Source organism: Aquimarina aggregata (genome assembly GCF_001632745.1).
GTDB classification, from domain to species: domain Bacteria; phylum Bacteroidota; class Bacteroidia; order Flavobacteriales; family Flavobacteriaceae; genus Aquimarina; species Aquimarina aggregata.
The window spans coordinates 120,562-138,998 of the sequence record NZ_LQRT01000013.1 but is presented as its reverse complement, the minus strand read 5'-3'; the positions used below and the strand labels follow the sequence as shown (position 1 = coordinate 138,998).

The 18,437-nt window shown below is 31.3% G+C and carries 15 protein-coding genes; all 15 read right to left on the bottom strand.

Translation table 11 applies throughout. From position 1 onward, the window contains the following. Positions 1-46: 46 nt before the first annotated feature. Positions 47-1,765: a serine hydrolase domain-containing protein gene (locus AWE51_RS11910; RefSeq protein WP_066313791.1), complete on the bottom strand. Its 1,719-nt coding sequence runs from the start codon at positions 1,763-1,765 to the stop codon at positions 47-49. Positions 1,766-1,836: 71 nt separating this feature from the next. Beyond that, positions 1,837-2,640 carry a helix-turn-helix domain-containing protein gene (locus AWE51_RS11905; protein ID WP_066313790.1) on the bottom strand — a complete coding sequence of 268 codons (804 nt, stop codon included), beginning with the start codon at positions 2,638-2,640 and terminating at the stop codon, positions 1,837-1,839. Between the two features lie 445 nt (positions 2,641-3,085). After that, the gene (locus AWE51_RS11900; RefSeq protein ID WP_066313788.1) at positions 3,086-4,597 is read right to left on the bottom strand and encodes a serine hydrolase; all 1,512 of its coding nucleotides are present in this window, start codon (positions 4,595-4,597) and stop codon (positions 3,086-3,088) included. Between the two features lie 107 nt (positions 4,598-4,704). After that, positions 4,705-5,241, bottom strand: coding sequence for a helix-turn-helix domain-containing protein (locus AWE51_RS11895; protein ID WP_066313786.1), 537 nt, complete (start codon positions 5,239-5,241; stop codon positions 4,705-4,707). Between the two features lie 236 nt (positions 5,242-5,477). Continuing rightward, positions 5,478-6,053 carry a Crp/Fnr family transcriptional regulator gene (locus AWE51_RS11890; protein WP_066313784.1) on the bottom strand — a complete coding sequence of 192 codons (576 nt, stop codon included), beginning with the start codon at positions 6,051-6,053 and terminating at the stop codon, positions 5,478-5,480. A 304-nt stretch (positions 6,054-6,357) separates the two neighbouring features. Then, the gene (locus tag AWE51_RS11885) at positions 6,358-7,413 is read right to left on the bottom strand and encodes a DUF2911 domain-containing protein (RefSeq protein ID WP_066313782.1); all 1,056 of its coding nucleotides are present in this window, start codon (positions 7,411-7,413) and stop codon (positions 6,358-6,360) included. A gap of 151 nt (positions 7,414-7,564) precedes the next feature. After that, positions 7,565-8,041 (bottom strand): YybH family protein, encoded by a 477-nt coding sequence (locus AWE51_RS11880; RefSeq protein ID WP_066313780.1) that lies wholly within the window; start codon positions 8,039-8,041, stop codon positions 7,565-7,567. Between the two features lie 179 nt (positions 8,042-8,220). Continuing rightward, positions 8,221-9,300 (bottom strand): zinc-dependent alcohol dehydrogenase, encoded by a 1,080-nt coding sequence (locus AWE51_RS11875; protein ID WP_066313779.1) that lies wholly within the window; start codon positions 9,298-9,300, stop codon positions 8,221-8,223. 166 nt (positions 9,301-9,466) lie between these two features. Then, positions 9,467-10,252 carry a DUF6503 family protein gene (locus tag AWE51_RS11870; protein ID WP_066313778.1) on the bottom strand — a complete coding sequence of 262 codons (786 nt, stop codon included), beginning with the start codon at positions 10,250-10,252 and terminating at the stop codon, positions 9,467-9,469. A gap of 130 nt (positions 10,253-10,382) precedes the next feature. Beyond that, on the bottom strand, positions 10,383-11,045 hold the full coding sequence (locus AWE51_RS11865) for a peroxiredoxin-like family protein (protein ID WP_066313777.1): 663 nt from the start codon (positions 11,043-11,045) through the stop codon (positions 10,383-10,385). 414 nt (positions 11,046-11,459) lie between these two features. Further along, positions 11,460-12,035, bottom strand: coding sequence for a Crp/Fnr family transcriptional regulator (locus AWE51_RS11860; protein WP_066313776.1), 576 nt, complete (start codon positions 12,033-12,035; stop codon positions 11,460-11,462). 258 nt (positions 12,036-12,293) lie between these two features. Continuing rightward, the gene (locus AWE51_RS11855; RefSeq protein ID WP_066313775.1) at positions 12,294-12,827 is read right to left on the bottom strand and encodes a DinB family protein; all 534 of its coding nucleotides are present in this window, start codon (positions 12,825-12,827) and stop codon (positions 12,294-12,296) included. Between the two features lie 245 nt (positions 12,828-13,072). After that, positions 13,073-13,747 carry a ZIP family metal transporter gene (locus AWE51_RS11850; RefSeq protein ID WP_066313774.1) on the bottom strand — a complete coding sequence of 225 codons (675 nt, stop codon included), beginning with the start codon at positions 13,745-13,747 and terminating at the stop codon, positions 13,073-13,075. A gap of 515 nt (positions 13,748-14,262) precedes the next feature. Beyond that, positions 14,263-14,868, bottom strand: coding sequence for an NAD(P)H-dependent oxidoreductase (locus AWE51_RS11845; RefSeq protein WP_066313771.1), 606 nt, complete (start codon positions 14,866-14,868; stop codon positions 14,263-14,265). A gap of 281 nt (positions 14,869-15,149) precedes the next feature. Further along, positions 15,150-18,341 (bottom strand): AsmA-like C-terminal region-containing protein, encoded by a 3,192-nt coding sequence (locus AWE51_RS11840; RefSeq protein WP_066313770.1) that lies wholly within the window; start codon positions 18,339-18,341, stop codon positions 15,150-15,152. Between the last annotated feature and the right edge of the window lie 96 nt (positions 18,342-18,437).

The following is an 18,437-nucleotide window of genomic DNA, read 5'->3' as shown; positions in this document are numbered from 1 at the left end:
CAATATTTTTTGAAAACTTCTTTAATCTAAAAAATCGAAATACTTTTTAATTGATCATCGCTGGAAGTATGTATTCTTTTAAAATTTTTCTTGGTTGATTACCTTTGCGATTTCTAAAATTTCCTGATGTGATCACTACTACTGCTTCTAATTCTGGAATTATAAAAATAAACTGACCTCCAGCACCTCTGGCTTCAATAGATTTAATTGCTTTTTCGTTTACTATATACGTATCATGCCACCATAGATAACCATACTCATTTTTATCTCTAGAATCTTGTAAACGCATACGTTTCTTAAATGATTCTGCAACCCAATGTTCTGAAATAATTTGTTTTCCATTCCATTGACCTCCATTGAGGTAAAGTTGACCAAATTTGAGAAGATCTCTTGACGTCAAAAGCATGCCTCCCCCAAAGTATGGTGTAATTTGTGTGTCATCTGTTTGATTGATGTAGTTTATGATACCTAAAGGACCAAAAAGCTTTTCTTGCATGTAAAACTCAAGAGGCTTTTCTAGTCGTTCGTTTAAACATATACCAAGTAAAAAAGGATTTGCAGATCCATAATCAGCATAAGTTCCTGGTTTTTTTACCATAGGAGCTTCTAAAACAGTTTGCAGCCAATTTTTCGTGCGACTAGGATCTTGGTAATAATCTTCTGAAGCTAGATTGTTGACATCTAACCCCGAACTCATGGTTAATAGGTCTTTGATTTTAATAGTAGCCTTTAATTCATCTTTGGTGTATTGATAATCTTTAGGAACAAAATCATAAAGAGGTTCGTCAACATTTTTTATTATTTTATCATCAATGGCTATCCCAATGATAGCAGAAGAAATACTCTTTGAAGCAGATCGTAGGTCGTGAGGAATATTTCGGTTAAATCCACCAAAATAGTTTTCAAATACAAGTTTGTTTTTCTTAGTAATAAGAACACTATGTGTATTTACTAGCTTATTAGCATTAATACTATCTATGAGTCGGTTTAACTCGTTTTTCTTAATTCCAAAACTATTAATGTTTGCAGTAGACCAACCATCATTTAATTGTTGAGGTGTATTTGTGTTTTGTGATTGATCAATAGCATCTGTTTTATATTCCCAACCATCATTAGTATGGGTTAAGCTAGTCTTGGTAATGACCACGTTGCTTAAAAGGATTTCAAGATCAATAGTGCTTTCTAATAACTTGGCACGAAAATTAAATCCGGTATTACCATCTGTAAATAGCAGTGTATTTCCTTTCATTTTAAAATCTCTGGTCCAGGTTCCTCTAAACCTTTGATCTCCCAAAAAAGGGTAAGCAGCTAGACTACCATCGTCCATATTTTCTATGTATAAAAGAATATCATTAGACTGTAAACCATTGTCTACCATAAAGGCATTCCAGACACCGGTAAACTTTTGATCACCAATATGTTTTAAGTCAATATGATACAATAGCTTTCCGGATTTAATAAATCCTGTTAGTTGTTGTTTATCCTGGCTATATTCTAAATCTAGAAATAATTGCTGGTCTACATTTAATTGTACACGTTTCTTATTAGATGACTCTAAATTTTTATCAATAACAGTTTTATCATTAATTAGAGTAAGATGATAACGATTAGATGCTAACTGTTTTAATGATACTTGAAAATTGAAACTACCTTTATTTGGTAGAAAACCTACCCATTCTCCTTGATAATTTTGTTTACTATTTTGTGCGCATGATGTTAGTATAAAAGTTATACTTAGTAGAAGAATAATACTGAGATTTCTCATGAAAGATTTGATTAATGATTAAAGTGTAAAACTATTATGGAAATGATTACCAAAATAGAACGAAATTAACATCAACGACATTTTTTATAAAATTCTCTTGGCGTCATTGCCATATATCTTTTGAAAGTTCTTGAAAAGTGACTTTGGTCTGAAAATCCACATTCATAGGAAATAGCAGAAAGCGAAGTAGTAGAATAGAGCATAAGATCGATTGCCCTTTTTACCTTAACTTGTCGGATATAATCACCTAAAGTTGTTGAGAAATATTTTGGGATAGCTCTTGATAAATGTCCGGGATGTATTCCTAACTGTTGAGAAAGAGATTTTAAATCGAACGGTTCATTGTGTAGATGAATAATTTCAATAAGAGCTGTAAGCCAAGACGGGTTTTCTTCAAACAAATAAATCTGTTCTTTTTCTATGTTTTCACATAACTCTGATACTAAGAGTTCACAGGAGATTTCAGAATAAACATCGGCATATTTAAATTCAGCATAAATCTTCGCCAATATATGATGTGATTTAGGGTTTTTTATAAGTTTACTACCTTCCCAAAGATCAATATCTATATTATTCTTTTCAAACCAGCTCTTTTCAAATTCAATATGAAACCCTCTAGCTTGAGTTGACGCTTTTGAGTTAAAATGAGGTTCTTGCCAATTATGAAGTAAAAAACTCCCTGAAGGACATGTGGTTTTACATCTCTTATTTACATCATATAAATTACCTTGAAGAAGATACATGAAATAAGGGTTCTCATGAAAGTGCCAATCAGTTTTATCTGTCAGGTAATCGTATTCTGAAAATAAGACGCCATTCATCTGCTGCTCGGCATGCATCGCTCCATAATAGGTGCCTTTAGTTAATATTTTCATTTTTTATTGAATTTGAATATTACCATAGACAACAACTGTTAAGAAAATTAAAAGTAGTGAACTTATAATTAAACCCTTAGTTATATCTTTTTGATTTGGTCTATATACTTTAAATTTTTTGTTAAACCGATAATTCATAATAATAACACATATTACGAATCATAGTTTATTGGCTATATACTGTCTCAAGTAATTTTGAATACAAGGTAAAATAATTTTCCTAAGTCTTTTTATCTTGTTTATTAATATGGATTAATTTGTTTTATAGATACTTTTTCAGGCATAAATGTTTCCGTAATCAGTATATCCCCCAAAGAAATATCTGCCTTGTAGTTTTCATACAGTTTCGTTTTTTAAGTTCAGATGTAATACACAACATTTCTTGTGTATTGCTTTTACTTCCTGAAGGGTGGATAAATAAATTGTTGTATACCGTATGATGTTTTTATTTCATATTTCTACTCATAATTTCGGCTCCAAAACTTGGTAAATATTCATTTAACAATTTATTCCATAAAACCATTCCGTTTTCAGAATTTGCAAATACAACTAAACCTTTTTTCGATTTTAGTGAAGCAATGGCAAGTGTTTTGGTTCCGTAATCTCCTCCGGTATGCATTAATACAGTTTCGTTTTTGTTTAAGTTAGGTAATATTTGTATTCCTAGGCCCCAAAAAATACCCTCTTTTTCTTTAGAATGTGGCTTGATAAATTCTTGATATAATTCTCTAGAAATACCTGCACCGTTTAAAAGATGAACTAAAAATTTAGAATAATCTTCTGTAGTTGTTAATAAGTTTGCTGCAGCATTGGTTTTAGTATGTTTTTCAAAGTTGATCTTTTTACCATTTTCATTGTGTTCTACGGCGTATTGGTCTTCTTTAATATCAGATGTCCAATAAAATGAAGTATTGCTCATTTCTAAAGGTATGAACAGTAATTCTTGTGCTATTACTTCTAGAGGTTTTTGTAATTTACTTTCAATGGCTTTTCGCAAATATTCAAACCCTTCTCCGGAATACTCCCATTTGATACCTGGCTCTCTTAAAAAGCTTAATTTTTTAGTTTTGGTTAAATACCTCCAGTTAGGTAAACCTGATTGATGAGTTAGTATGTTGCGTGCGGTTAGTTTATTCAAAAACCGATGTCCTTTTAAGTCGTTATCCACATAGTATTTAGATAAGGGTTCGTCAAGTTTTAGTTTATTCATATCTACGAGTTTTAATACCACATTAGCAAAAACAGGTTTAGTCAATGAAGCAACTTTATAGATACTATTGATTCCAGCTTTTATGGTATCTTTTTGAAAACCAAAGGTTCTTATTTGACTCACTTTACCCTGTTCGATTAAGCCAACAGATATAGATGGTATTTTATGTTTTTTTAATAGTGTACCTATTTCTTTATCATTCTCAAATAACGGCATTGGGTAATTAGCATTAAAACCTGATCCATAATCTGTTTTTGGTTCTTTGTGATCATAACTTAAAACTCTAGATAGTTTCCATTGCCCATTTTGGATATTCCAGACAGATGTGAATTTTGCTATATTGGTAAGATAGAGCTGTTTATTGGGTTCTTTGATGTAAAATAGATGAACACCTTTTTGAATGGCTCCATATGTCTCTCCATTATTTTTTAACCTAAAAACTTGGAGACTCTCGTTAACCACTTTTCTGATTGGCTTCTTTTCAGTATTTGAACAAATACTTTCTTTAAACCCTTTTAGAAACTGTTCCCTGTTTTGCACACCATTTTCATCATGATAAAACTCAAAATCTGATGGAATATATTTTTCGAGTATTTGAAAATTACATTTGTTAAAGCCTTCATTAAAGAATAAACTATCAACACTTTTTAAGTCCTTAAAAAGTGTTGAGCTTTTAGAAATCTGTGATTGAATGTTTTTCGAAAAAAGAATTAAAATTGTGAAAATAAGTAGATTGAATTGCTTCATTGTTATTGATTTTATTTTTAGTTTAACAATGATGCAATACTCTATAATTTAAAAACGAATCAACACGAAAACACCCCGATAAAATCCCGCCAAATTCCCGACATTTTTTATATCAAGCTGAATTTCAATTTGATACGAAGTTTTTTGTTTTTGTCTAATGCTATAGTATTTACTAAGATGATTATAATATTTACCAAGACAGAAACTATCAAAACTGGTAAAACAAGTCTAATTTCTGATGTGAATATTCTATTGAAAAAAGGGCTCAATAAAAAAAGAAAACCCGAAATAATAGTCCACATTATTTGAATCGAAACAATTTGTTTTGTTAATGAATTATACTCCTTTTTTGCATAAATAATAGCAACTGGAACAAATATGTTTAGAAAGGGAACCACAACGAAAGGTAAAGAGGAAATGTTAATCAATTTCATAAGCTTATAATTAGAGGTCTCTTCACTCTTTTCTTTAATTAACTCTTCTTTACTAATTTGTAATGCTTTAGCAATAGCATTTAAAGTATGTCCTTTTAGTTTAGCTCCAGCCTCAATTCTCTGTATCGTTCTCACAGATATTCCCGATTTTTCAGCAAGTTCTTCTTGGGTAATATTTAGTTTCTCACGATATTTTATAAGTTCAGGCATTTATTGTTTAAAGTTATGATTTGGTTAGTCTTTTTCTGTTATGATATACATCGTTTAACATAGATGCGTATTAAGGCAAAATAATACTTTATTTTTTAATTTTTCTTGAACATTCATTGTTTGCTGTACCAATTCGAATGTCACATCTTACCAAAAATACAACAATCATTCAATTCATCACTGAGCTGCGATAATGACAATAACAGAAAGTAGTTATGTATTCATTATCATATTATTTATGAGCGCGAACGGATTCTGCTGATTGATTCTGGAGAAATCCCTAAATATGAGGCTAATACATACTGCGGTACTCTATTTGCAATTTGTGGATATTTATCAACGTACTCCCAATATCGCTCTTCTGAAGTTTTACTGATATTGGAAATGGTTCTTTTATGAGAATAGGCAAACCCTTTTTGTATTAACAATCTAAAATATTGGCATATAGGATGTATTCTGTTGCAAAGCTCTTCAACATCTTCGTATTTCATTTGTAGAATTAAAGAGTCCTCAAGTGCTTCAGCGTAATATTCTGCAGGAGTTCTATGTACATAACTATAAAAATCTGAAAAAAACCAATCTTCGATTCCAATAATTATAGTATGCTCTTTTCCAAGGTCATCTAAATAAAAAACTCTGACTGCACCTTCTACTATATAGTTCTGATATTCAGATATAAAGCCTGGTTGAACAACAAATTGCCTTTTCTTTATTCTGGTCGTTTTTAATATAGAGGTAAACTCTTTTATTTCATCATCTGATAGTGTAACATATCGGGCGATGTTATCCAATATTCCTTTGTATTTACTCATTGGTGTGTGTTTTTTTGCCAATCGTCAATAATGTGTTAAGACGTGATTTTATCTTACATTTCATGAACTAATTTAGCAAATACTTCTTGAAGAGTAACAAACTTAATTTTATTCTTATTTCATTACACGATTATAACAAATGGGATTAATAGTATAGGTTATATGATTGTTTTAATTCATACTCTTACAGTATCACATTACCGTAACTCTGTTTGCTAGTAAGTCTATACATTGATTTTTTTTTTCATATCTAAAAACCATTAGTTTGGGCAAAATTGTTCATTTTCATGATATTGAATAGGAGTTATGCAGGATTAATATCCTCTTCTTTTTTGAGTTGCGCTTTGTATTTTGCAAATCTAGGCTTGAAATGAGCAGGAGTATCGGCTCCTGTTTTTTCCAACGCTATCAATGCATTTTTGAAATCGTTTTTCGCTGAAAAAGCCCTAGCCAATCCATAATGACTTGGAAAAGCTCCATCATTATTTTTGACATTTGCTTGCATGATTTCGAGTGCTTTGTCTAATTGGCCATCTGCGATGAGACCTAAGCCTAATCTATAAAGTTCATCTGGGTTTCCTAATGGGATGGCTCTTTGTAGTATATGCTTTGCTTCAGTAGTTTTTCCTTGTTTTTCTAAAATCTTAGATTTTAAAGAAAGATTTATAAATGTTTCTTTACTGAAAAAGTTACCTTCAATAGATGCATTAATCCATTGCAGCGCTTGATCTAATTCACCAATACTAAAAGCATAATTTGCGGCACTATCCCAAGTAGATTGTTGAAATCCTTTTGGATTCCTTAAATCGTTACTAATTCCTGCTATTACAATTTTATCAACTGCTACATCTATTTTAAAGGGTATCTCTTTGGTACTCCAATGTAAAGAAACTGTAGCACTAGTAGGTTCTACAAAATCAAAACTATAAGTCAACATTTCAGTAGATGTAGTTTTATCTATAGAAGTAACTTTAAAGCGAAGGATATCTTCTTTTTCATCGTAATAATAAGAACCCCATGAAGAAGTATTGGATGATAAGATAATAATCACTTCTCCATTTTCTTCAGGTGCTATAAATAAAGCATATTTTCCTGCAGGAACTTTATGACCCTGTATACTTACCTCGTGTGAGAAATCGATCGTTGTGTTATAGTCTGACCCAGCCCTCCAAGGTGCGGCTTTGGCAGTTCCAAAACCTAAATAATTAAATCCATATGGTACCAAATTACCCCAGATTTTTCTGCCTTTAACGTATGGCCTGTTGTAATGAATTGTAATATCGGTAATCCCTATACGTTGGCTGACCTCTGCTTCTGGACTTGAGGTAGGTAGGGTGATTTGGGCTCTTAAGTTTGACATACTAAAAAAATAAGAATGGTTATTATTAAAAGAGAAGTAACATGTTTTTTTATGATTAATGAGCTGCTTTTACGGGTTTTGTGACCCTTATTAAAGTAAATTCATTAAATTTTGGTGTATAAGACACTGTAATTAGATATTCTTATGATACCTATTTATTGATAGATGTTAGAGTAGGATCTGCATTCCAAATGTCTACAGCCATTTTCCACTCACCATTTTTGTCTTTTTTCCAAATAGAAACAACTTTTTCAAATTGATTTACTGTATTGCCATCTGTATCATCAAAATTCACCAACATTTTATCTATAGTATACCCTAAATCTCCGCTATTAGATACAAATACTTCTTGTGGTTCCCAAGTAACGTTAAAACCAGGTAGTGATTGAAATTGTTCTAATACGTTTCTAATTTTTTCATGACCTTGTAAAAGAGGTTGATCCGGAGCCATCATAATACCATCTTCGCCGATAAAACTAAAATACTTTTCAGTAGAAAATGCTTTAGACCATTTGCGGCTGGTTTCCATTAAATTGGTTTCTTCCTGTTTTCTTTGTTCTGTTGTTTGCTTATTTGTACAAGAGACTAATAAAAGCCCTGCTAATACACTTAAAAATAATGTTTTCATGTTTTTATATTCTTAGTTTGTAATTTTTAAAATTGTTCTTTGATCGAGTAATAAAAAGAAGAATTAGTACCGTTTATACCAGATAATTTTTTTGATAAAAAATGTGTCAAAAAAGATTTTTTTAAACCTTTTTCGACACATAAATTTTGGTACAACTTTACTTTCTATTACAAAGAATGTTATGGACGTAATGCTACTTTAAGTGTTCCTGATGAACGATCACGCATTAAATCATATCCTTTTTCTGCCTCAGAAAGGGGTAAAATATCAGTAAAAATCTTACTAGGATCAATCACACCTCTTTCTACAATAGGAAGTAACTTTTTCATATAAGCTGCTACATTTACAACACCAGTATGAATCGTTATATTTCTAAATAGGGCTGAAGAATAAGGCTGCTCAACTGGTTCATAAAGATGACCAAATCCTAGAACACTAATCGATGCTCCGGCCTGAGTCATTTCCATACCTTGTGCAATTGCTGTTTTATTACCAACAGAATCAATAACAGAATTTGCTCCTCTTCCTTCTGTAAGTGATTTCACAAATGCTACAGGATCTTCATTTTTTGAGTTCACTACGTGGGTTGCTCCAATAGTTTTAGCTAATTCTAATCGACTATCATGACGGCCTACAAGAATAATAGTAGAAGGTCCAAATAACGTAGCTGCCATTACTGCGCTTAGTCCTACCGCACCATCACCTATAACTACGACAGTTTCTCCTGTTTTAATATTAGCATTTAATGCACCATGATAACCTGTGGCAAAATTATCTCCAAGTGGAAGAACCTTAGTGTCATACTCATCTCCAGTTAGACCTTCTGGAAGTTTAAATAGTGTTGAGTTACCATAAGGGACACGTATAAATTCAGCTTGGCCTCCTTGGATATCATCCCCTCCATGCTCGGCAAAAAGAGGTGTCCCAAATAAACCTCCATGATCACATGCAGAAGGTAAATCACGTTTACAATAGTAACAATCTCCGTCGATAAACATAGCAGAAGCTATGACCCGGTCTCCAACTTTTAAGGAATGAATATCTTTACCAACTTGGTCTACTACACCTACAAATTCATGACCTATTCGCATTCCTTTGTATAAACCCATTTCAGGTCCGTTTTGCGTAAATTCTAAATCTGCTCCGCATACACCTGCTAGTGTAATACGTACGATAACATCATCGTCTTTTAATAATTGAGGTTTTGGTATATCAACGACCTCAATTTGTGCTCTTTCTTTATATACAACTGCTTTCATAATAAATTTTTTAATTTGTTTTTAATTTGTTTTTACTCTGTTTTTATTTTTTTTCTTTTTATAGAATTTTCTATTGTTAAAAGTTATAAATCGACTTTGCCGCAAACTATGTTTACGCAGTACTCATCTTTTAGTATAGTGTCGAGATATAACAGAATTAAAGGGGTTAACTCTGAATGTTTTCTAAATTGTATCCGTTGTTAAACTTTACATTCTTGGTGAATTGTTCTGTCCATGAGCCTTTTAGTTTATTGCCATCCCAATCAGCAGGTGCATATTTACGATAGGTAGATAAATAGATACCTTCTATTTTCTCATACGTCACTTTCATTATACTTGGTTCAGTTACACCAAATCCCGTAGCGTTGTATAGAAATTGATCTATCCTATATGTTTTTGGATTGATGTATAAAATGTATTTATCCTTGCTTGATTCTCCTACGTTATCTCCAAAGGTCATCTCAACGATCTTGTAAGTTATTCCGTCTACAGTTCTAGGGGTCAGAATTTTATGGTTTACACCTGGATCTAATAACTTGAACATCATTGTAAACCAGTAATAGTTTGTTTTTCTAAGGATATGACCAATAAATGCAGGTTGTTGCTCTGTGATAGTCTTTCCATTTATTTTAGAAACAGAATTGTTACCATTAAAGAACTGTGTGTATGTTTTACCAGGGATTTGAGGTAGTGCATAAACCTGTCTTTTTGTATATGCTGCATAAGAAACTTCGCCATCAAAAATGTACCGTTCTTTGGAAACATCTACTACATTGTTATCTTTAACCTTGAAGGTGTAATCGAAGGATACATCTTTTAATTTGTGTAAAGTATTCTTGCCGCCATTAGCTTCTACTACTTTACTAATAAGTTGTTTAGCTTCTTGTGCTTGGAGCGTAGTTATGAACGTAATTAATACGAATTGGAGGGTTTTAAAGATTATTTTTTTCATGATAAATTATTTACTTGTTTTTACTTTGTTTTATTTTTAAAATAGATTGTTATTAAGTTTTATAGAACTAATGGTCGGGTAAACTTCAAACCATATTTTAGTTATCCTGGGATGTTGACTAGAACATTTATTATTTATTTAAAGCAGCAATGATATCCGACGATTCAACACGATTTCTATAATCACCACCTTCAGTTTTTGTAAAAGAAACTGTTCCATTTTTTTCGATGATAAATGTTGCAGGAATAGGAATTGCACTTCCTTCATCAGAATAATAACTATCGTAATTGTATCCCAATTCGGTCATTTTATCTAATGATTTTTTAGGATTTTTATGGATAGTTGTAAATTCTTTAGACACGATATTCCCATTATCACTTAAGACTTCAAATTGTAATGCATTTTTCTCTTTTATATTCAAAGATTCGTCTGGTGTTTGCGGAGAAATAGCGATTAGTGTAGCTCCTGCTTTCTCTATTTCTGGAAGAACAGTCTGATACTGGCTCAATATTAAATTACAATAAGGACACCAAGTACCTCTATAAAAAGTAAGAACAACTCTTTTGGTTTGTAAAACGTTATAAAGGTTAATGCATTCATTAAATGTATTTAATAGTGTAAAATTTGGGGCTTTTTCTCCAACCTGAAGTTTTAAAATAGAAGTGTGTTCTTTTCTTAATCCTTCGGCATCTAAATTAAATACGTCACCTGCATGAGCAGAAAGCATCCGTGATGTATTTTCTTTTAATTCCTTTAAACCTTCTCGATAGGAAGGAATTGTCATAGTTTTCATTATTAATTCTTTTATATTAAAAAATATAGTAAGCCCTTATAAAGGGAATGCTTTTACATTTTCGATCTTGGGAACTTTACCAAATGATTTTTCATTTGATCAAAGATTACTCGATTATCAGGAGAAATTTGTTCCTAGTTGGTGCTTCAAAACTTTACTTTTATGAAGCCTCCATTTTTCATGATCTATTTGTTAATTATTAACATTACAAAGTTGCGTCATATGTGAAGAGATTAATATGACGTGTGTTAAGAAAAAAGCTTGACCTCTATCAAGGAGTAAAATTGATCTAGATCAATTTTTATTCTTAGAAGGTTTAAAACCCTAAAGTTTGCGGCTCTAGTAAAAAGTCGAAGAGTTTAAAAATGAAGAATCTGTTTGATGTGTTGTGGGATTACCACATAGATTTTTAACTTAAGAGCGCGAACGTATTCTGCTTATAGATTCTGGTGAAATTCCTAAATAGGATGCTAAGACATACTGTGGTATTCGATTTGCTATTTGAGGATATTTATTAACGTACTCCCAGTATCGTTCCTCTGAGGTTTTACTAATATTTGAAATAACTCTCGTGTTAGAATAAGATAAGGCTCTTTCTATATACAATCTAAAATACTGACATAAAGGGTGTATTCTACTACAAAGTTCTTCAACATCTTCATATTTCATTTGTAAAATCAGAGAATCTTCAAGAGCTTCGGCATAATATTCTGCAGGAGTTCTATTTAAATAACTGTGAAAGTCTGTAAAAAACCAATCCTCGATTCCAATACTTACGGTATGCTCTTTACCAAGGTCATCCAAATAAAAAACCCGGACTGCACCTTCTACAATATAATTTCGATATTCGGATACAAACCCAGGTTGAATAACAAATTGCCTTTTCTTTATTCTAGTAGTTTTTAATATGGAAGTAAACTCATTAATTTCATCATCTGTTAGTTTCACATATCTGGCTATGTTATCCAATATTCCTTTGTATATACTCATCGATTCGTGTTTTTTGACTCTTGCCAATAACGTCTTTATTTATTATGTGTAGTATTTAAGAAATAAAGATAGCAAAAAGAGAAGAACCTCTAGGTATTTCAAGGGAAATCCGATATGATTATTACAATCTAATATTTGTTTTTTATGTTGTTGTGTGCAGTTTTTCTGGATACTCATAAAATGCTGCACACTTTCTAACATCATTTTTTTTCTATGGATAGCTATGTAAATTCTATTATTTTTAGAAGAGTTTTTAATTTACATTTTCTCGACTTTCTTTATTTCAAACTGGTAGGGATTTCCTAATATTCTTTTTAAACTAGCAAGCTGTCCACAATGCCACATTGTATGTTTAATGTTCCAATCTATTGCTTCAAACTTGGTTTTGGCAACAGGATGTTCTACTTTTCCGGGTACCAATTCATTTTTAAGTTCTTCAGGAGCTAATGAGTTTATTATTTCAATTGACTTCTTAACAATAATATCAAGATGATTTTTTAATTCTCTTAAACTAAATTTTCCAGTAGAATTTCTAGGCGAAGAATAGAAGGTATACAAATCAGAGTATTTCTTAATAGGAACTAGTTTTAAAACATCTTTTTGATGTCCTTTAACTACAAGAATTGAATGATAATAAATACTAATTATTAAATGCCCTACTTGCCAAGTGACATTAGATTCTAATACTTCAGGAGTTTCATTCCACTTTTCTTCGGGTATTGAATCTATAAGGTTGTATATCCATTGATATGTATCATGGGTTTGCTTACTTAGCATTTCAATTTCTGTCATTTTACTTGTTTTAAATTTCGAGAATACCCTAGAACTTGTTAATGTACGATGAATTGTTTTTTTGTACACCTAAATTTATGAAATACAAGTCAAATAGAAAACTTGTAAGCTAGTATAAAAACGAAATTTGAAAGGAACTTCTTTAAGTATAGTGGCGTATAATAGCCATTTTTCTTGGAAAATGGTTTTCTAAAGTTAATCCAGAGCTCTTACTACATTTGTCTTGATTCTTTTTTTTGGAATATTTAGATAAAATGAGCAATCGAAATACCCAAACATACCACTACCAGCTTGGATAAATTAAATTTATGGCCTTCACTAGTTTCAAATAGAATAGTTGTAGCAATATGTAAAAAGATACCGATGACTATCGCATTAACAATATCAATATGTTCGGTAGCTAAGACTGTATTATTTGATATGTAAGTACCTAGAGGTGTCATTACAGCAAATACTACCAAGAATCCAATAATTTGAGTTTTATTATAACTAGATTGAAGTAAAAATGTAGTTATTAAGGCTGCTATCGGAATTTTATGAATCAGTATGCCATACACCATATCATTGTGTTGATGAATAGGAAACCCTTCTAAAAAACTATGAATGCAAAGACTTATAAATAGTACCCACGGAAACTCTTTACCTTCTTTTTGTATATGTTCATGACCATGCTCGACACCCTTAGAGAAAAATTCTAAAACAATTTGCAATAAGATACCGCACATTATAAAAAGTCCGGTTTGCTTGCCGTCTAAATGATGATATACTTCTGGCAATAGATCAAAAAGTGCTAATGCTAATAGAAATGCACCACTAAATGCTAATAAGAGTTTAGTGCCTATTGATTTTTGCTTTTTGGTAATAAAAGCAATAATAACACCAACAACAATGGCTATAACTGGGAGTAAATACTTATTCATGAGGATATTATTTATTTTGGTTTTATTTTATTTTTTTAAAGATTAGGCTTTAGTTTTATATAACTAATAGTCAAATAAACCGTACACTAGATTTATCAATTATTTACATTACAAAGTTGCGTCATATATGATGAGATTAATATGACCTGTGCTAAGAAAAAAGCTTGACTTCTATCAAGAAGTAAAATTGATCTATATCAATTTTATATATGAACGTGAAAATAGTATGCTTATAGACCCTGAAGAAATACCTAAACATAAAGTTTAGAACATATTGTGGTATTTAAGGGTGTTTATGAATATTCAAAAGGATTTGTTGGTAAAAATAGACTAGGAGAGGGGAGATAGATCTAAAAAAAGGTATTGTACATTTTACACCATAGTGTAGTTATTCGGATGTGCCTGTTAATTGAATGACAATTGCCTTTTCTTTATTCTAGTGATTTTATATTAAAAATTAATTATGGTATTTCAGTAGGTAATAATCATTTGTTGTTATTCATCAATTTATGTTTTTAGGCACAGTATTTTTTTATACGTTTAGGAATGCTTTTAACAATTTTAGAGTGGTCTTTCTCTACTTTTTTTCTATCCAAAGTTCCACCTAAAATTATTAGCTCTTTATTACTGAATCGTTGCCCTAATCTGTCATCAATCATAATATTCCTCATGCTTTCAGCGATTCCGATTTCGTCTAAAAACATATTTGGATGCCCCGCAGTACATAAAGAAATACCATATTTAACAGTTTTCATTTTTTTATTTTCTTTTTCGGCTTTGTCATACCCGTAAGCATATCCAACTGTATAAACTCTATCAAACCAACCTTTTAATTTGGCCGGGCAATCACTCCACCACACGGGATATAAGAAAATTATACAATCAGCATTTTCAATTTTTTCTTGTTCTTTTTGTACATCTTCAGGGATGGGTAAATCCAAATTAAGAAGTCCTTCTCGCATATACTCCTGTTCTGTCATTTCTGTTTGAAAGTTCATTTCATACAAATCCGAAATTTCGAATTTTATACTTTCGTTTTTCAAAACCTTTTTTAATTGTTGTAGAATTTGATGCGTGTAAGATTTTTTACTTGGGTGACAATATATAATTAAAACATTCATCTTAAAGCATAATTAATGGGGGGTTATAAGAACTATGATCTTTTACAAGTCAATTGTAATATTTCTTTTAATCCGATTTTTCTATCTTCAATTTTTTTAAAACATGATGTACGGATTCTAGTCAGAACAAATTAATATTTTCTCAGAGTTGATTGCTAATTTTTACTTTTTGTGGGGATTACGGCTTACCAAAAATAAAACAACTATTTGATTAAACACGGAATTGCTATGATCACATATAAAGTGTTAGCAATGGTAATTTCACTTATTCATCATTACATCTAATCTTTTTTCTTGCTCAATGAAACCTTATAATCATCGATACTACCTTTTATCTTTAGATTGAGATATTTTATTTTTTTGTTAGGATCTATTTCTATAATTTCATTTTCTTGTTCCTTGCTAATGATAGTATCTTTTTTATTTCCAAATAATTTTTGCCAAGCAGCTTTTCTTACGGTTTTCCAAGGAATGCGTAAATAATAATCTATATTTTGATTACTATCATGAGTTCCTGATAGTTCTATATGTCCCAAAGTAGATTCGATCCTCATAGAAGGGATATTGATTTTTCCTTTCTTTATTGCTAAGCTATTTTGTAACGTATCAAACCGAATATTTTGCAGGTTTTTATCTCCCATGTAATCCGAAAGTGCTAACATTGGATCATAATTTTTTAATCTTCCATTTAATACTTTTACGTCCATTTCTAGAGTAGATTGATCTAGATCAGGAACCATATCGGGGTATACTCTAATTTTTCCTTTAATTCTAGAGGTGAGTTTTCCTTGTAAATTTTCTGAAACAAGATGATCTTGTCCAAAATTTTCGAATTTAAATAGCAGTTTATCCAAATCAACATTATTCATAACCAAATCCGGCTGCATATAGATATGTTTTGGATCGCTACCATTAAAATACCCACTCAATCGAATATTTCCTCCTGCAGCATCCATGTTTAATGTATCTATATAAATGTAATGGTTAGGTGTTGTTCTTAAATCGGCTTTGATATTTTGAAGATCTATTCTGTGATAAATAAAGTGAGCAATATCTGCCTTAAATTGCATATCGGTAAATGGTAACTCATATAAATTAAAAGCATCTGCATGTTCTTTTACATCTTCGGTTTTTGAAGTTACAGCTTCTGTTGGTTTTGATGAACCTAAGTCGAATTTAAAAAGCGCATCAAAGTCAATATAATTTGCTTTTAAATCGAGGTAATTATCTCTTTTCTTTATTTGCGAATCTTTCCCCAAATAATAGTTCAAATCGAAACTAAAATTGGTCGTTCCTATTTCACCATGAAAGTCTTTTATCATTAAGTGTTCCTCTTCGTAATATATGTTTCCTCTAAAATTATCAAAACGTAGTGGATGCAATTTCATTTTTGTATCTAACTTGTCTAAAGTAAGATCGATAGAATGTAACGCAGAATCTTTATAATGCATACTAGTGGCAATATGCAATGCCAAATCGTCAAATTCTTCATGTCTATACTCTTCTGGAACATAGTTTTCTCCCTTGTACGAAAAAACATCTTCTAATCTTAGCTTTTTAGAAGTGAGATTGATATCTAAATCTACATCTCCTTTAAGTTGAGGTTTCATCCAAAAGGCGTAATCATGTATTAGAGCGTCAAAATGAAAATCACTATCATCTATATAGCCTGTAAAATCTATTACTTTTAAGTCTTTGTTATCGATTAAGACATCGGCATGAAAATCATGTAACTTATGCGGATAATACTTCAAATCTGCATATAAGCTATCAATAAAAAATTCGCCTTTTGGTAAATACTCAGATTCTGTGAAATCTTTTGCAGAAGCTTTAAAAGAAAGACCTAGACTTAGATCCTTTATTTGTTCATCGAACCGAGTTTGGGTTGTGTCCTGTTGTGAAAAGCTTGTTAGCTGGGCAATATCTAGGTGCTTAGAGGCAATATCTAAATGTACATCTATTGGGATGTTTGTATGGTGTAAAATCGCAGGTAAGTCCGAAAGAAAACCTTGTATTGATAAATCAGAATCTCCCATCAGCATTTCGAACTTGTTTAGAGTTGCTTCCTTACCATTCATTACCAAATGTACATTTAAATCATGTAATGGAGCAGGAAGTTCTTGGGCAACTAAACTTAAATCTTTTACAATCAATTCTGTAAAGTATGCCTGATTGAGTTTTTCTAATGCTTTTTCGGGATTGTCAATATCTATAATATCATGAAAATTCATTTTCAACGAAACTTCTCCAGTAGCGTCCTGTACTTGCTCTAGTTCAAAAAATTCTGTAATAAAATCGAGATTAAAATTCGAGTTTATTTGCATATTTACTTCTGGGGATTCAAAATTCTTCACAAAAATAGAACCTGTAAACTCTCCTTTTTCCAAAGACGCTGTCATATCGGTTAGCGAAAACTCCATGGTACTTGCATCTCTATTTTTCCCATTCGTAAAATGACCATTAAAGCCCATATGATCAATCTTTTTTGCTTTTTTGGTATTTTCTAAAAAGGCTTTTCCTGCTCCAAAATTGGCTTTGATAAAAGGTCTGTTTCCTTTGTTGGCAGGACCTTTGATATTAGCATTAAAATAGATTTCACCAGCATTTCTGTATTTTTCTAATACTGGTATGACATCTGTGGGAGCAAAAGCGATCAACATATCAAAATTGGGCTTCGTTCCTTTTATAGCTAGATCAAGATCTACATCATTTTTTGTATCTATCGAGCCTTCTAATTCAAAATCGCCATTTTCCATAACAATACTAGAAGGTTGTATGTCGAGAATGCCTGTGTATTCATTAAATATTAGGTCTGTATGTACTTCAAAATGTTTATCATGAATGAAAGTTGTATCTCCGTCTTTGATTACATTTAACTCAAAATGAGTGTCAACATGCCCAGCAATAATGCTATCCTTTTGACTAAAACCACCCGTACCGGCGTACATGTATTTTTCGACATCTGTATTGGTAGCTTCATCTAATGTATGAATGTCTAGACTTTTAAATCGTATTTTTTTTAGATGAATATTAGTAGAAGGTGTTTCCGTTTCAGAAGTGCTTGCTAAGGAGTTTTGTATATTCGTAGTATTATTTTCATGAATCACAATATTAAAAACACCTTCTTCTACTATTAAAGACTGAATATCATAGTTTCCTTTCACCATATCCCATAGGTTAAAGCCTATATATATATCTTTTACATCCATTATTATGGGTGCATTGTCTTCTTTGGTTTCCAAAATTTTTACATCGTATACTTTTATAGAGATATATGGAAAGTTACTAAAAAGTGATAATTCACTTTTACCCACGCTAATAAGGCCTTTGTGTTCTTTATTAAGTTTAGCGATCTCGTCTTTTATAATTTCAGATTGATTATTCTGAATATATAACATTAGTCCTCCTACTACTAAAATTGGAACTAAGATTAGGGCTAATAAAATTCGTTTCCAGAATTTTTTAATCTTCAAAGTAGATGTCTTTAGGGTTAAAAAAGATGTTTGACACTAAAATAACGAATTACTATGACAAAATCTTGTTTTAAATTGCGATTTAGTGTTTGGATT

Coding starts and splice junctions, on each gene's coding strand:
- AWE51_RS11910 (WP_066313791.1), bottom strand. CDS start 1,765: ATGAGAAATCTCAGTATTATTCTTCTACTAAGTATAACTTTTATACTA.
- AWE51_RS11905 (WP_066313790.1), bottom strand. CDS start 2,640: ATGAAAATATTAACTAAAGGCACCTATTATGGAGCGATGCATGCCGAG.
- AWE51_RS11900 (WP_066313788.1), bottom strand. CDS start 4,597: ATGAAGCAATTCAATCTACTTATTTTCACAATTTTAATTCTTTTTTCG.
- AWE51_RS11895 (WP_066313786.1), bottom strand. CDS start 5,241: ATGCCTGAACTTATAAAATATCGTGAGAAACTAAATATTACCCAAGAA.
- AWE51_RS11890 (WP_066313784.1), bottom strand. CDS start 6,053: ATGAGTAAATACAAAGGAATATTGGATAACATCGCCCGATATGTTACA.
- AWE51_RS11885 (WP_066313782.1), bottom strand. CDS start 7,413: ATGTCAAACTTAAGAGCCCAAATCACCCTACCTACCTCAAGTCCAGAA.
- AWE51_RS11880 (WP_066313780.1), bottom strand. CDS start 8,041: ATGAAAACATTATTTTTAAGTGTATTAGCAGGGCTTTTATTAGTCTCT.
- AWE51_RS11875 (WP_066313779.1), bottom strand. CDS start 9,300: ATGAAAGCAGTTGTATATAAAGAAAGAGCACAAATTGAGGTCGTTGAT.
- AWE51_RS11870 (WP_066313778.1), bottom strand. CDS start 10,252: ATGAAAAAAATAATCTTTAAAACCCTCCAATTCGTATTAATTACGTTC.
- AWE51_RS11865 (WP_066313777.1), bottom strand. CDS start 11,045: ATGAAAACTATGACAATTCCTTCCTATCGAGAAGGTTTAAAGGAATTA.
- AWE51_RS11860 (WP_066313776.1), bottom strand. CDS start 12,035: ATGAGTATATACAAAGGAATATTGGATAACATAGCCAGATATGTGAAA.
- AWE51_RS11855 (WP_066313775.1), bottom strand. CDS start 12,827: ATGACAGAAATTGAAATGCTAAGTAAGCAAACCCATGATACATATCAA.
- AWE51_RS11850 (WP_066313774.1), bottom strand. CDS start 13,747: ATGAATAAGTATTTACTCCCAGTTATAGCCATTGTTGTTGGTGTTATT.
- AWE51_RS11845 (WP_066313771.1), bottom strand. CDS start 14,868: ATGAATGTTTTAATTATATATTGTCACCCAAGTAAAAAATCTTACACG.